This window comes from Streptomyces endophyticus, from assembly GCF_035798155.1.
Classification (GTDB): Bacteria; Actinomycetota; Actinomycetes; order Streptomycetales; family Streptomycetaceae; genus Streptomyces; species Streptomyces endophyticus.
Genome location: NZ_JAOZYC010000172.1, coordinates 13055 through 27150, shown reverse-complemented (window position 1 = coordinate 27150; position 14096 = coordinate 13055). Strand labels below are relative to the sequence as shown.

Here is a 14096-nt window from a genome sequence, read left to right as displayed (position 1 = left end):
GGTCGCCGCCTCCCCTCTGCCAAGGATGTCCGGGGAAGCGGCGCGAACGCACAGGTCAGGGGCCCGTACGGGTGACGGCCAGCAGGACACCGCTACGGCACGACGGGCAGCTGCACCGTCCCCGTGTCGTCCGGGGCGCTGGTGACGGTGACCGGCTTGATCCCCTTGTTGCCGCCGTACGCGTCGTCGCTCGCGGCGATCACGAACCGCATCCGGTGCCCCTTCTCGTAGCGGTGCACGACGCCGGGGAGGGAGACCGTGAAGGGGCGGGTGACGTCGGGGACGCGGACCGGGGCGACGAGCCGGTGCACCAGCGTTTTCGAGCCGTCGGGCGCGACGTCGTACAGCTTCGCGAAGAGCACCAGCTTGTCGGCCGCGTCCCCGGAGTTCTGCACGCGCTCCGTCTTCGGCGAGATCACCTTGAGCGTCGCCTTCGGGGCGCCGACGACGTCGGTGGCGGCGGTCAGCGGTTCGGTGGTCCAGTCGAGGTAGGTGCCCTTGGTGTCGTACGGGGCGGGGTCGGACAGGCCGATGAGGCCGGCGAGCGAGGACTCGGAGTGGCTGGTCGGGACGAGCCAGTTGCGGTACTCGCGGCTGCCGCGGGCCACCTTCTTGCGGTTGTCGACGAGCTTTCCGTCGCCGGAGAGGTACAGCGTGCGGTTCAGCGCGGGGACGCCGGGCGAGGTCGCGTACGTCCCGTTCGGGTCGGTGATCCAGTCGCGGTAGTAGGCGAACGCGGGCCCGGTGTCGGTGCCGTCCTTCTTGTGCAGGTACCGGTCGAACCAGGAGAGCACCCGCCGCCCGACGTAGCTGGTCTCCAGGTTTCCCTCGGAGAGGTTGAGTTCACCGGCGGCCGGGTCGGTGAGACCGCCGCTGTGGCCCCAGGACTGCCAGATCATCTTGGCGGGCGTGCCCTGGGCGGCGAGCGTGTCGTACGTCGCCCGGGCCTCGTTCAGGTTGAACAGCGAGTCGGCCTGCCCCTGCACGAGCAGCGTCGGCGCCTTCACCTGCTTCAGATACGACACCGGGGACACGCTGCGGGCGTAGGAGAGGAGCCGCTGGGTCTCGGCGGCCGGGTAGCGGCCGGAGTTGAGCGTGCGGATCGTGTCGCAGGCGTCGTCGACGAAGTGCAGACAGCTGAGCTTGTTGATCCGGGACGGGTCGAGGGACGGGGAGAGCAGTGGCTGCCCCTCGCCGATGAGATAGAACCCGTTGGTCCACTGCCATTTGAAGGCGCCGGGTACGTCGGCGGCCTCTGGGCCCTGCGCGTTCTGCGGGTCGAGGGAGTAGGCGAGGTTGTTCCAGGTGATCAGGGGGACGAGCGCGTCGACGCGGTGGTCGACGGCGGCCGTGGCCAGCTGGATGGCGCCGCCGTAGGAGCCGCCGATCATGCCGACGCGGGGGTCGCCCTTCTTGTCGGCGGTCACGTAGTCGATCCTCGTGCCGTCGTCGGCGGCGCGGGTTCCTGCGAGGAGGTCGACGAGGGCGGAGGCGGCCTTGCCGTCGATGCGCGGGTCGTCGAGCGAGACCAGGCAGCCGGACTTGCCGAAGCCGAGGCCCGAGTAGGCGAGCGCGACGTAGCCGCGCTGGGCGAAGGCCTTGGCGCTCGCGTCGGTGGAGCCGTCGGCCTTGCTGCCGCCGAAGCCGTTCGTGGTCAGCACGGCGGGGGCGGGGTGCGCGGCGTCGACGCCGGCGGGGCGGTAGAGGTCGGCGTCGACGGTGCAGGTCCGCTCCGCGGTGCGGACGGTGATCTTCAGGGGGGTCGTCGTGACGGGGGCGAGGGTGGGGGCGGGGGTGGTGTCTGCCCTGGCGGGTGCGGCCAGGGTGGCCGCGGCGGATACGGCGGTCAGGGCGGCGGCGAGCGTGATGCGGGATCTGAGCACGGCGACCTCCACGGTGTGCCTTACCGGCGGGTAACGGTAGGTGCGGAGCCATCGTGTGGCACGTGTCATCAGGGGGCAAGGACCGTGCCGGGTGAATCTCCGTCCAACGCCGGCGGAGCTGAAAGATCGGGGCTCCGCCCCGGACCCCGCTGCTCAATCGCCGCAGGGGCTTAAATGTGCCCACCCGCCTTGGGCGGCAGGGTGGGCAAGGTGGCGCCACGGCGCCATGGGTCAGGTCAGGGCCGGCACGTCGAGCGTCAATGTCCCGGCGCCTGCATCCAGTTGACCCGCCACCCCCAGCGGCAGCGTCAGCGACCCCTCGCAGTGGCCGAAGCCGAAGTCCTCCGCCACCGGCACCCCGAGCCCGCCCAACCGATCCGCGAGCAGCCCACGCAGCGGCTCGCACTCCGACCACGACCCGAGCACGATCCCGCTCACCCCGTCCAGCAGCCCCCCACGCAGGAGTTGGGTCAGGTAGCGGTCGATCCGGTACGCCTCCTCGCCCACGTCCTCCAGGCACAGCAGCCCACCCCGCGCCGAGGCCCGCGCCCCCGCCGTACCGAGGTCCGCCGCGAGCAGCGACAGGCAGCCGCCCAGGGTGACACCGCGCGCCGTGCCGGGCACCAGGACCCCGCGGCCTTCACCTGCGGAGATCACCCGCACCGTCTCGGGCTCGAACAGCGTCGCCCGCAGATGTTCCTGAGCCCGCGGGTTCTTGAGGAAGTCGGCCGTGGCGACCATCGGCCCGTGCAGCGTGCTCACCCCGAGCCGCACCGCGAACGCCTCGTGCAGCGCGGTGATGTCGCTGTAGCCGACGAACACCTTGGGCGGGGCCGCGCGCATCGCGTCCCAGTCGAGCAGGTCGACCATCCGCTGCGCGCCGTAGCCGCCGCGGGCACAGAGCACCGCGGCGATGTCCGGGTCGCACCAGGCCCTCTGGAGGTCCGCCGCGCGGTCGGCGTCCGCGCCCGCCAGGTAGTCGAACTCCCCGTGGACGTCGAGTACATGGGGAAGCACGACCGGTTCCAGGTCCCAGCCGCGCAGGATGTCCAGGCCGGTCTGGAGCGCGTCCTCGGGGACCGGTCCGCTGGGCGCGACGACGGCGACCCGCGCGCCCGGAGCCAGCCGCTCCGGGCGACGCAGTGGCCTCACTTGGTCAGCTCAAGGGCGGGGACGCCGCTCGGATGGAGCCCGAACACCTGGGCGTACAGGGAGAGTTCCGCCTCCAGGGCGCGGATCATCGTGTCCGCCCGGCGGAATCCGTGGCCCTCGCCCTCGAAGGCGATGTACGCGTGCGGCACCCGCCGTCCCTCGCTCTCCACCCGCTCCAGGAACCGCTCGCACTGGACGGGCGGGCAGATCACGTCGTCGAGGCCCTGGAGGAGCAGGAACGGCGCCGAGAGGCGGTCGGCGTGCTCGGCCGGCGAGCGCTCCGCGTAGCGTGCGGGCACCTCGGCCAGCGGGCCGACGAGCGACTCCAGGTACTGGGACTCGAAGTCGTGGGTCTCCCCCTCGGCCCAGCCGGTGAGATCGAGGATGGGGTAGATGATCGTGCCGCAGGCGTAGACGTCCGTGCTGGTCAGGGACGCCGCGCTGGTCCAGCCTCCGGCGCTGCCGCCGCGGATGGCGAGCCGCTCGCGGTCGGCGGTGCCCTCTTCCGCGAGGGCGAGCGCGACGGCCGCGCAGTCCTCGACGTCGACGACGCCCCACTGCTCGCGCAGCCGGTTGCGGTACTCCCGCCCGTAGCCGGTCGAGCCGCCGTAGTTGACCTCGGCGACGCCGATGCCGCGCGAGGTGAAGTAGGCGATCTCCAGGTCGAGTACGAGGGGCGCGTGGCCGGTGGGGCCGCCGTGCGCCCACACGACGTACGGCGGGAGCTCGCCGGCGGTGGCCACGTGGGTGGGGCTGTGCGGCGGGTAGATGTGGGCGTGGATGTCCCGCCCGTCGGGTCCGTCGAAGGTGCGGATCTGGGGTTCCGGGTAGTACGCGGGGTCGACCGGGTCGTCGTGCGCGGCGCCGATCACGCGCGTGTGCCCGGTGCCGATGTCGAGCTCGACGACCTCGGGGGCGGTGCGCGGGCTGGCGGCGACGCCGACGACGCGGCTGCCGCACACGTCGAGCGTGGACGACCACGCCGTCCAGGGCCCCGCCGCGTCGACGACCTCGCCGGTCTCCGGGTCGAGGACGCCGAGCGCGGTGGCGCCGACGCCGTGCACGACGGCGACGAGCCCGGCCTCCAGCGGCTTGAACCAGCTCAGGCCGAGCTTCCACATCGGCCCGCCGAACTCCTCGTCGCGGGCGCACAGCGGCCGGGCGGCGGCCGCGCCGAGGCCGGCGCCCCCGGACTGCCGCGCTTCCCACTCGCCGCGCACATCCAGCCGGTACAGGTTCCACCAGCCGCTGCGGTCGCTGGAGAACAGCAGTCCGCCGTCGGGGGCCCACTCGACCTGGCAGACGGACTCCTCGGCGCCGCCCGCGACGGTCCGCGCCGGGCCGAAGGTGCCGTCGTCGGCGACCTCCGCGAGCAGCAGCTCCGTGCCGTCCCACGGCATCCGGGGGTGGTCCCAGGCGATCCACGCGGCGCGCCGCCCGTCCGGCGAGAGCCGGGCGGTCGTGACGAACCGGTGGGTGTCGCCGGTCCGTTCGCGCACCGCGGCCCGGTCCTCGGCCGCCGAACCGTCGAGCGGCACGGCCGCGACGAGCCGCCGCAGGTCGCCGGGTCCCTCTCCGGTGAACTCCTCCAGGACGCACCACACTTCGCCGCGCTCGACGTGCAGCTGCGGGTCGACCCAGCGCAGTCCGCCGCCGATGTCCGAGACGGGGGTGAGCGGGCGCGGCTCGGCGCCGGGGACGTCGGGTTCGTACGCGTACAGGCGCTGGTCTGCGAAGTTCACGAAGACGACAAGGGGGCCTCGGGGGTCCTCGGGGCGCTCGGCCCCGGCCCAGGGGCGGCCGCCGTACTCGATGACGCGGCTGCGCACGTTCCACGGGGCGGGCAGTACCGACCGCTCCGTACCGTCGGCGAGGCGGCGCACCAGGGCGCGGCGGCCCGCTTCGGTCGGCCGAGGTTCGGTCCACCAGGCCTCGGTGCCGACGAAGCCGACGTACTCGGGCTGTCCGTCGTGCGCTGCCGCCAGTCCGGCGTCGATCGGCGACGTCCAGGATCCGTACTCTCGCGTGTGCAGCATGTCGTCCCCGCCCCGCATTTGTCCGGTGGCCCCCATATTCTTCGCGTCAGCCATCTTTTCCTAGTCCGTATCCCTGCGGGTGTTTCTACTGATTCGTGTACGGGCGACGGCTCAGGCCGTGCGCAGGAATCTGTCGAGCACCCGCACCCCGAAGTGCAGCGCCTCCACCGGAACCCGCTCGTCCACGCCGTGGAACAGTGCCTGGTAGTCGAAGCCCTCGGGCAGCTTGAGCGGGGCGAAGCCGTAGCCGGTGATGCCGAGCCGGGAGAACTGCTTGGCGTCGGTGCCGCCCGACATGCAGTACGGGACGACGTGGCCCTCGGGCGCGAACTCCTCGACGGCCGCCCGCATCCGCGCGTACGTGGGCGAGTCGACGGGCGCCTGGAGCGCGACCTCGCGGTGGTGGTACTCCCAGTCGACGTCGGGCCCGGTGAGCTTGTCGAGGGTGGCCTTGAACTCGTCCTCGCCGCCCGGCAGATACCGCCCGTCGACGTGCGCCGTGGCCTCTCCCGGAATCACGTTGATCTTGTAACCGGCGGACAGCATCGTCGGGTTGGCGCTGTTGCGGACGGTCGGCGCGACGAGGTCGGCGGCCGGGCCGAGCGCCGCGAGCAGCGCGTCCACGTCGAAGTCCGGCGCGTCCACGTCGGTCCGGATGCCGTACAGCGCGGCCATCTCCGTCAGCGCGGCGCGCACCGTCGGCGTGAGCCGCACCGGCCACTCGTGCTCGTCGATGCGGGCGACCGCGGCGGCGAGCCGTCCCACCGCGTTGGCCTTGTTGACCTTCGAGCCGTGGCCCGCCTTGCCGCGCGCGGTGAGCTTCAGCCAGCCGGTGCCGCGCTCGCCCGCCGCGATCGGGTACAGCTGTCTGCCGCTGCCGTCGTGGAAGGTGAAGGCGCCGGACTCGCTGATGCCTTCGGTGCAGCCCTCGAAGAGGCCGGGGTGCTGGTCGGCGAGGAAGCCCGAACCGTCCTCGGCGCTGGCCTCCTCGTCGGCGGTGAAGGCGATGACGATGTCGCGCCGGGGCCGGAACCCGACGCGCGCCCACTGGCGTACGGTCGCCAGGATCATCGCGTCCATGTTCTTCATGTCGACCGCGCCGCGGCCCCACACGACGCCGTCGCGCACCTCTCCGGAGAACGGGTCCACGCTCCAGTCGGCCGCCTCGGCGGGCACGACGTCCAGGTGGCCGTGGACGAGCAGGGCCTCGGCCGTGGGGTCGGTGCCCTCGATGCGGGCGACGACATTGCCGCGGCCCGCGGTGCGCTCCAGGATCGTCGGCTTCAGCCCGGCCTCGGACAGCTTCTCGGCCGCGTACTCGGCGGCGGGCCGCTCCTGGCAGTCGCCGCCGCCGCGGTTCGTGGTGTCGATGCGGATCAGCTCGGAGGTGAACGCGACGACCTCGTCGAGCGCCTGTTGGTCCACGGTCCCGAGGGATGCCGCCCTGTGGGCCTGCTCAGCCATACTGTTCCTCCACCGCGGCCGAGGCGATCGTGGTGACCGCCTTGAAGGTGCGGATGCCCTCGTACATGGTCTCGTGGGTGTACGCGATCTTCCGCTCGCCGACCCGGCGCACGCCCGGCACGACGGTCGACGCCATGGCGAGGTGCTCGGCGTCGAACTCCACCTGGATCGTGAACGGGCCCGCCTGCACCGGCTCGTGGCGCACCGCGATGGACGCGGCGTCCTTGGCGGCGGCCCGGATGTCGGCGGCGGTCCGCGCGGGGGTGCGGCACACGGCCGCGTACCGGGACACGTGGTCCTTGACGGCGACCTTGCGGGCCTCGGGCGCGTACCCGAGCGCGTCATCGCACGCGTGGTCGTCGCCGGTGACGAGGACGACGGGCACCCCGTACTCGGCGACCACGTGCGCGTTCAGCAGGCCCTCGCTCGCCCGTACGTCGTTGACCCAGACGCCCGTGATCTGGTTCGCCAGGTAGGTGTGCGCGAGCACACCCTCCATGCCGGCGCCCGTGTGGTAGCCGATGAACGCGATGGCGTCGACGTCGCCGTGCTGGACGCCCTCCACCATGGACAGCGACTTGTGCCGCCCGGTGAGCATTTCCACCCGCTCGTCGAGCCGTTCGAGCAGCAGGTTGCGCATCGTCCAGTGCGCCTCGTTGATCAGCACCTCGTCGGCGCCGCCGTCGAAGAAACCGAGCGCCGCCGCGTTCACGTCCGACGTGAACATGGACCGGCAGCGCTCCCACTGCGGTGTGCCGGGGAGGACGTCAGCGGGCCACGTGACGCCCGTGGCACCCTCCATGTCGGCGCTGATGAGGATCTTCATGGCCAGAACCGTACGCGGATCCGCACGAACCGCACCAGCCCTGTGGATAACTCCCAGTGGTGTAGACCAATTTCCCACCCGTTGAGAGGAGTTCCCGCTCGTCAGCGCGTTGCGTCGACGCCCGGCCTCACTTCGCCCGGCCCACCACCAGCCACGTCGACGGCAGCTCGATGCGACCGCCGTCGGCCGAGAAATCCGTCGTCACGAGGGGCAGCTCCCCCGCGGCGAGCACCGAGAGGCCCGCAGACGCCACGTACTCGGGCACCACCTCGTCCGAGACCTCGCCCGGCGCGATGCCGTGCGAGAAGACCTCGCCCAGCTTGGGCGGCGGTCCCGTGGGCGCCGCCGCGAGCTCCTCCAGGATCGGCCGCGCCCGCTCCGACAGCTCGACCACGAAACCGCGCCCGCGTTCGCCGACGAGCGCCGCGATCGCGTCGACGAGCAACTGCCGGTCGGTGGGCTCGCTCTGGTGCAGCACGCCGCGCATATAGACGTTGACGTCACCCAACTCCGCGTGCAGGACACTCATTTGGACGTTGTCGGTGGCGTCGAGCTCCCGATAGTCGGCCTGTCCCGCCGGATCGGCCCCGCGGGCCCGGCCGAGGGCCGCCGCCGACAGGTCGGCGCCGACGACCTTCGGGTAGCGGTCGGCGAGGAAGCGGGTCTGCGTGCCGTTGCCACAGCCGAGGTCGACCATGGGGAGGTCAGGGGCCGCCAACTCCGGCTCGAACAGGGCAAGATGGAGACCCGCCGTGAGAGCGGGCTCGGAGTCCCAGAACACGCCGCCCGGTTCGGGCGAGGCGTCCTCCCAGAAACTCTCCCACGCTTCCTTGTAGCGCTCACTCACGCTCATGGAGCCCTCCCCAGGGTGCGGCAGCCGAGATGTCAGATCGGTCTACCGCTCAGGGACACGCCCCACAAGCACGCCGTCCACACCTTCACCGGGACGACGCGGAAAGTTCGAACCACACCGTCTTGCCCGTCGCGGTGCGGCTCGTGCCCCACGCGCGCGAGAGCCGCGCCACCACGCGCAGGCCCCGCCCGAACTCGTCGCCGGGGCCCGCGCTGAGCAGCGTCGGCAGCGCGTGCTCGGTGTCCTCGACCTCGCACAGCAGCGTCCCGGAGCGCACCAGGCTCAGCCGCACGGGACCGCCGCTCGCATGGCAGACGGCATTGGTGACGAGTTCGCTCACGATCAGTTCCGCGGAGTCGCAGATCCCCGGCAGGCCCCACCGCTCAAGTTGCTCGCGTACGAGACCACGCGCGCGTGGCACCTCTGCGGGCTCCGGGGCGAAGGTCCAGTGGGCGACGTCGTCCGCCTCGAACCCGTTGAGCCGCGCGAGCAGCAGCGCCACGTCGTCCTTGCGGCCGCCCCGCGTGGCGAGCGAGCGGATGATGGTGTCGCAGGCGTCGTCCATGGACGCGGCCGGGTGGGCGGCGGACTCGCAGAGCGTCGCGAGCCCCACGCCGATGTCCTCGCCGCGCACCTCGACCAGGCCGTCCGTGCACATCACCAGGCGGTCGCCGGGCGCGACCGGGATCCGTACGGACTCGAAGGGCACGCCACCGACGCCGATCGGCGCACCCGTGGGCAGTTCGAGCAGTTCGCTGCCGCCGTCGGCGGCGCGCACGAGCACGGGCGGGATGTGCCCGGCGTTGGCGAGGTGCAGCTCGCCCGCGATGGGGTCGTAGACGGCGTACAGGCACGTCGCCAGGTAGTTGTCGCCGAGGCGCTGCGCCAGGTCGTCGAGATTGCGCAGGAGTTGGGCGGGCGGCAGGTCCAGCGCGCCCATGGTCTGCACGGCGGTCCGTAACTGGCCCATCATCGCGGCCGAGTTGAGCCCGTGCCCCATCACGTCACCCACGACCAGCGCGGTGCGCGCGCCCCGCAGCTTGATGGAGTCGAACCAGTCGCCGCCGACCCGCCCGAGCAGCGTGCCCGGCAGATAGCGGGTGGCGATGTCGCAGCCCGGCATGTGCGGCTCGATGTGCGGCAGCATGCTGTCCTGGAGCGTCTCGGCGACGGCCTCCTGGTAGGTGTACATGCGCGCGTTGTCGAGTACGAGGCCTGCCCGCGCCGCGAGTTCGGCGCCGGTCGCGCGGTCCATGTCGTTGAAGACGGGCCGCTCCTGGTGGCGCAGCAGGATCATGAAGCCCAGTACGACATTGCGCGCCTTCAGCGGCACCACCAGCATCGACCGGTGGTTGATCAGCGGCCGGATGTCCCGCTTCTCGAACTGCGACGCGATCGCGTTGCCCATCTCCTCCGAGATGTACGGCACGAGGACCGGGTCGCCGCTGGTCATGCACTGGAAGAACGGGGTGTGCACCGGGAACGGCATGGACTCACCGACCGGTACGACATCGTCCCAGCGGCCCGGTTCGTCGGTGTGCTCCACGGCGACGCGGTGCCACATCGTGGTGGCGTCGGGCGCGCCCTCGGGGAAGCCCTCGCCCGCGACGACCTGCTCACGCAGATACGTGCCCGCCACGTCGGTGAAACGCGGCACGACCGCGCGGCTGACCTCGACGATGGTGCGGGACAGGTCGAGGGACGAACCGATGCGCCCGCTCACCTCGTTGAGGAATTCGAGACGGTCGCGCACGGCCGCGTACTCGATGTCCTCGGCGTCCCCGGCGTCGTCGAGGGGCGCGCGCGGGGACGGCACGCCCAGCGCGGTGGCGCGGGCGGCCTCCGCGCGGCGCGCCTTGCGCTCGGTGCGCCTGGACACGCCCCAGTCCGCGGTGACGGGGACCCGGTCGTGCTGGCTGAACTCCAGGACCGGGTAGCCGAGTTCGAGTACCTGCGACACGATCCGCGCGCTCTCGGAGACGCTCATGCTCGGCAGTATCTCGGGCAGCTTGCGGGCGAGATCGTCGGCCGCGGGGAAGTCCGTGTGCAGCGCGAACGCGGGGGCTATGCGCTCGACCTCCGGCCCCTCGTCACCACCCAGCTTCTGGGCGTCGGCGGCCAGCACGAGCAGCCGCTCGGGGCCCGGGCCCACCAGGGGGTACGCCCACCACAGGACGTCGATGCGGTCGCGGGGCTCCGCGCTGGTGTCGAGGCGGGCCCGGCCGGCGGCCGGGTAGGACAACTGCCCGCCCAGCGACTCCTCCAAGTCGTGCGGCGCGGGGCCCTCCTGCGGGAGCGCGCCGGAGACCGGCAGCAGGTCGGCGGCGGGGCGGCCCACCGCGTCCTCCCTGGGCGGGCCGAAGAGGCGGCGGGCGCCGCTGCTCCAGTGCGAGACGCGGCCCGCGTCGTCGACCAGCACGACGGCGAGCGGGACGCGGCCCTGCGGGGCTTGACCGGTGCCGTCCATCGCCGCGTTCCTTCCCTCCGGCACGCCGGGGGTGCGTGCCGCCTCTTCCCACGGTAGGGCTCCGCCGGTTTGCGGGTGGCGGCTTGCGGAGAATTCCCGCACGCCCCTTGACTTCCCCGTTGCGGCTGTCCGTCCACCGCCCCCGGGGCTCCGCCCCGGACCCCGCTCCTCAATCGCCGGAGGGGCTGAAAATGCTCAGTCCTCGTGGCCCAGTTGGAGGTCGCGTTCGGTGCGGCCGCCGCCGGCTACCTGGAGGACCGTGGCCACCGGCGGGTAGCCCGCGGCGATCACCGTGTATTCGCCGGAGGCCAGGTCCACGAAGCGGAACGTGCCGTCCGGGCCCGTCGTCAGGGTGTCCACCACGTTGCCCGCGACGTCGAGCAGCGTCACCCTCGCGTCCTCCACCGGGCGGCCGCCACCCGCCCGCACCGTCCCCCGCAGCATCGCCCCTCCCGCGAGCTCCACGTCCTGGCGGGTCTCACGGGAGGCCATCACCGTCACCGGGAGCGCGGCGGGCCGGAACGCCGGGGCGCTGGCGGCGAGGGTGTACTCGCCGGCCACCAACTCCGTGATGACGTAGGTGCCTTCGCGGCCGGAGCGGGTCGTCGACACCACTTCACCGTGCACGTTCGTCAACGTGACGATCGCTTCGCGTACGGGGGTTCCGTCCGCCGTGAGGACCGAACCGGCGAGGCGACCGGCGCCGCCGAGGACCACGTCCAGGTCGACCGGGCGCTCGCCGACCGTGACCGTCACGGCCTGCGGCTGGTGGCCGCCCGCCGCCGCGATCAGGACGTACGAACCCGTGCCCGGCGTCGCGAGCGCGTAGCGGCCGTCGTCGCCGCTCGCGCCGCGGCCGATCTGGGAGCCGCTCACGTCGATGAGGGTGAGCGCGGCGCGCGGCACCGGGGTGCCGTCGGAGTGCCGTACGGTCCCGCAGACCGGGACCCCGGCGGCGTATGCGGTGGAACGCTCCTGCGCGGGAATGGCATGGGTCTCGGGGCCGGCTGAACTGGACAAGAGAGGTGTCTCCTTGAGGAAGAAGGCGAGGAGCAGGCCCAGGACGAGGACCGGCACCAAGTAGAGGAAGATCCGGGGCATCGCGTCGGCGTACGCCTCGATGTACGGGGTGCGCAGCGCGGCGGGCATCGCGTGCACGAGCTGCGGGGTGATGGACTCGGCGTCGGGCAGGCGGTCGCTGCTGGGGACCCGGTCGGCGAGGGAGTCGGCGAGCCGGTTCGCGAAGAGCGTGCCGAAGATCGCGGCGCCCACGCTGCCGCCGATCTGCCGGAAGTAGTTGTTGGCGCTGGTCGCGGTGCCGAGGTCCGAGGCGCGTACGGAGTTCTGCACGGCGAGCACGAGGACCGGCATGATCAGGCCGATGCCCGCGCCCAACACGGCCATGTAGACGCTGTATTCGAGGCGCGGGGTGTCCACTTCGAGGCGGGAGAGGAGGTACATGCCCGCCGTCGAGAGCGCGCCGCCCAGGATCGGGTACGGCTTGTAGCGGCCCGTGTGGCTGATGAGTTGGCCGGAGACGATGGAGGCGACGACCACCCCGCCCATCATGGGCAGCATCAGCAGGCCCGACTCGGTCGCCGACGCGCCGTCGACCATCTGGAGGAACGTCGGCAGATAGCTCGCCGCGCCGAACAGCGCGACGCCCACGACCATCCCGACGAGCCCGCTGACGTTGAACACCGAGTCACGGAACAGGCGTAGCGGGATGAGTGGTTCGGCGGCGAACTTCTCGGCGAGGAGGAAGAGCAGCGTCGAGGCGAGGGCTCCCGCGCCGAGCCCGATGATGACGCGATCGCCCCACTCGTACTCCGTTCCGCCCCAACTGGTCAGCAGGACCAGGCAGGTGGAGGCGGACGCCAGCAACAGGGCCCCGAGGACGTCGAGTCGGGGCTTCTTCGTGGGCTTGGGGAGCTTGAGGACGACTGCCGTCACCGCGAGGGTGAGCAGGCCGAACGGGACGTTGATGTAGAAGCACCAGCGCCAGGACAGATGGTCGGTGAAGTAGCCGCCGAGCAGCGGGCCCGCGACCGAGGCGAGGCCGAACGCGGCGCCGATCAGGCCCATGTAGCGGCCGCGTTCACGCGGCGGCACGATGTCACCGATGATCGCCTGTACGCCGATCATGAGTCCGCCCGCGCCGACGCCCTGGAGGGCGCGGAACGCGATGAGTTGGTCCATCGTCTGCGCGCGGCCCGCGAGCGCGGAGCCGATGATGAAGACGACGATCGCGAACTGGAAGACGCCCTTGCGGCCGAAGAGGTCGCCGAGCTTTCCGTAGATCGGCAGGCCGATGGTGGAGGTCAGCAGGTAGGCGGTGATCGCCCAGGACATCTTGTCCAGGCCGTGCAGTTCGCCGACGATCCGGGGCAGCGCCGTGGCGACGATCATCTGCTCGAGGGCGGCGAGCAGCAGCGCGAGCATCAGGCCGACGAAGACCATGCGCACGCGGCGCGGGCTGAGCCCGTGGCCGGGCAACTCGGCGGGTTCCGCGGGCCGTTGCGGCTCCGGCGGGAGGTCGGGCGGGGCCACCGGATCCCCGACCGGATCGGTCACCAGCGTCACCGTGCCCACCTGCAGCTCCCCTCGTCGCCCTTGCGCGGCCATTTCTCGCATTACGCGACAACTGGGGGCAAGCGCGACGAGTCGCTGTTCAGGTGGGCCGGAACGACGTATCCGCCGGTAGGAGCCCTACGGCGTACAACGGCGGCGAAACGAGAACCACTCGAAACGGTGAGCGGCAGATCAGTGCGCGGGGGTCACAACTGCCCGCGCGCGGGGGTCACTTCTCGACTTCGGTCGCGAGCCCCTCGAGCACGGCGTCGTAGATGCGGCCGAGGCCCTTGGGGGCGAAGGTCTTCTCGAAGAAGCCGCCGATGCCGCCCGCGCCGTTCCACACGCTCGTGATGACGACGCGGGACTGTCCGTCGCCGGCCGGCGTGACGCGCCACGTCGTGACCATCGAGGAGTTGCGGTCCTTCTCGACGAGCTCGCCCTCGGTCGGCTCGGTCACGTCGAGCAGGCAGTCGCGCACGCGCTTGCTGGTGGCCTGGAGCTTCCAGTGCACGACCGTGCCCTCGCCGTCGCCGCCCTCGCGCACCTCGTACTCGCTGAAGTGCTCGGGCAGCATCTTCGCGCGCGTGCCGCTGTAGTCGGCGAGGGCGTCGAAGACGTCGTCCGGCTTGGCGGCGACGACACGTTCCGTGGTGGCCTCGACCTGCGCCATGGCACTTCCTCCAGCAATTGGTTCTTCAGGGGCCGCCTGGACCGGCCCATGAGCGGTGTCAAGACAACCACTCCCCGTACCGGGCACCCAAATCGGGGCCCGCCCCGCATCGGACCGGGGCCGCGGGCCGTTCGCACGGGGTTCCACCGGGTTCGCACGATCAAGGGAACA

9 protein-coding genes are annotated in these 14096 nt (G+C 72.0%); all 9 read right to left on the bottom strand.

All coding sequences use genetic code 11. The features are described 5' to 3' along the window. Positions 1 to 92 precede the first annotated feature (92 nt). The 9 genes from OKJ99_RS35520 to OKJ99_RS35480 all read right to left on the bottom strand — a co-directional run bounded on the left by OKJ99_RS35520 (position 93) and on the right by OKJ99_RS35480 (position 13925). Positions 93 to 1895: a CocE/NonD family hydrolase gene (locus OKJ99_RS35520; RefSeq protein WP_407700826.1), complete on the bottom strand. Its 1803-nt coding sequence runs from the start codon at positions 1893 to 1895 to the stop codon at positions 93 to 95. A gap of 219 nt (positions 1896 to 2114) precedes the next feature. After that, positions 2115 to 3035: a S66 peptidase family protein gene (locus OKJ99_RS35515; RefSeq protein WP_326022395.1), complete on the bottom strand. Its 921-nt coding sequence runs from the start codon at positions 3033 to 3035 to the stop codon at positions 2115 to 2117. After that, the gene (locus OKJ99_RS35510; RefSeq protein WP_326022394.1) at positions 3032 to 5071 is read right to left on the bottom strand and encodes a prolyl oligopeptidase family serine peptidase; all 2040 of its coding nucleotides are present in this window, start codon (positions 5069 to 5071) and stop codon (positions 3032 to 3034) included. Before OKJ99_RS35510 ends, OKJ99_RS35515 begins: the two co-directional genes overlap by 4 nt. Positions 5072 to 5182: 111 nt before the next feature. Then, positions 5183 to 6535, bottom strand: coding sequence for a M20/M25/M40 family metallo-hydrolase (locus tag OKJ99_RS35505; RefSeq protein ID WP_326022393.1), 1353 nt, complete (start codon positions 6533 to 6535; stop codon positions 5183 to 5185). Beyond that, positions 6528 to 7361: a M55 family metallopeptidase gene (locus OKJ99_RS35500; protein WP_326022392.1), complete on the bottom strand. Its 834-nt coding sequence runs from the start codon at positions 7359 to 7361 to the stop codon at positions 6528 to 6530. Before OKJ99_RS35500 ends, OKJ99_RS35505 begins: the two co-directional genes overlap by 8 nt. Positions 7362 to 7488: 127 nt before the next feature. Then, positions 7489 to 8214: a class I SAM-dependent methyltransferase gene (locus OKJ99_RS35495; protein ID WP_326022391.1), complete on the bottom strand. Its 726-nt coding sequence runs from the start codon at positions 8212 to 8214 to the stop codon at positions 7489 to 7491. 85 nt (positions 8215 to 8299) lie between these two features. Then, positions 8300 to 10681, bottom strand: coding sequence for an ATP-binding SpoIIE family protein phosphatase (locus OKJ99_RS35490; RefSeq protein WP_326022390.1), 2382 nt, complete (start codon positions 10679 to 10681; stop codon positions 8300 to 8302). 195 nt (positions 10682 to 10876) lie between these two features. Beyond that, positions 10877 to 13273 (bottom strand): MFS transporter, encoded by a 2397-nt coding sequence (locus tag OKJ99_RS35485; RefSeq protein ID WP_326022389.1) that lies wholly within the window; start codon positions 13271 to 13273, stop codon positions 10877 to 10879. A gap of 208 nt (positions 13274 to 13481) precedes the next feature. Then, positions 13482 to 13925 carry an SRPBCC family protein gene (locus OKJ99_RS35480; RefSeq protein WP_326022388.1) on the bottom strand — a complete coding sequence of 148 codons (444 nt, stop codon included), beginning with the start codon at positions 13923 to 13925 and terminating at the stop codon, positions 13482 to 13484. Between the last annotated feature and the right edge of the window lie 171 nt (positions 13926 to 14096).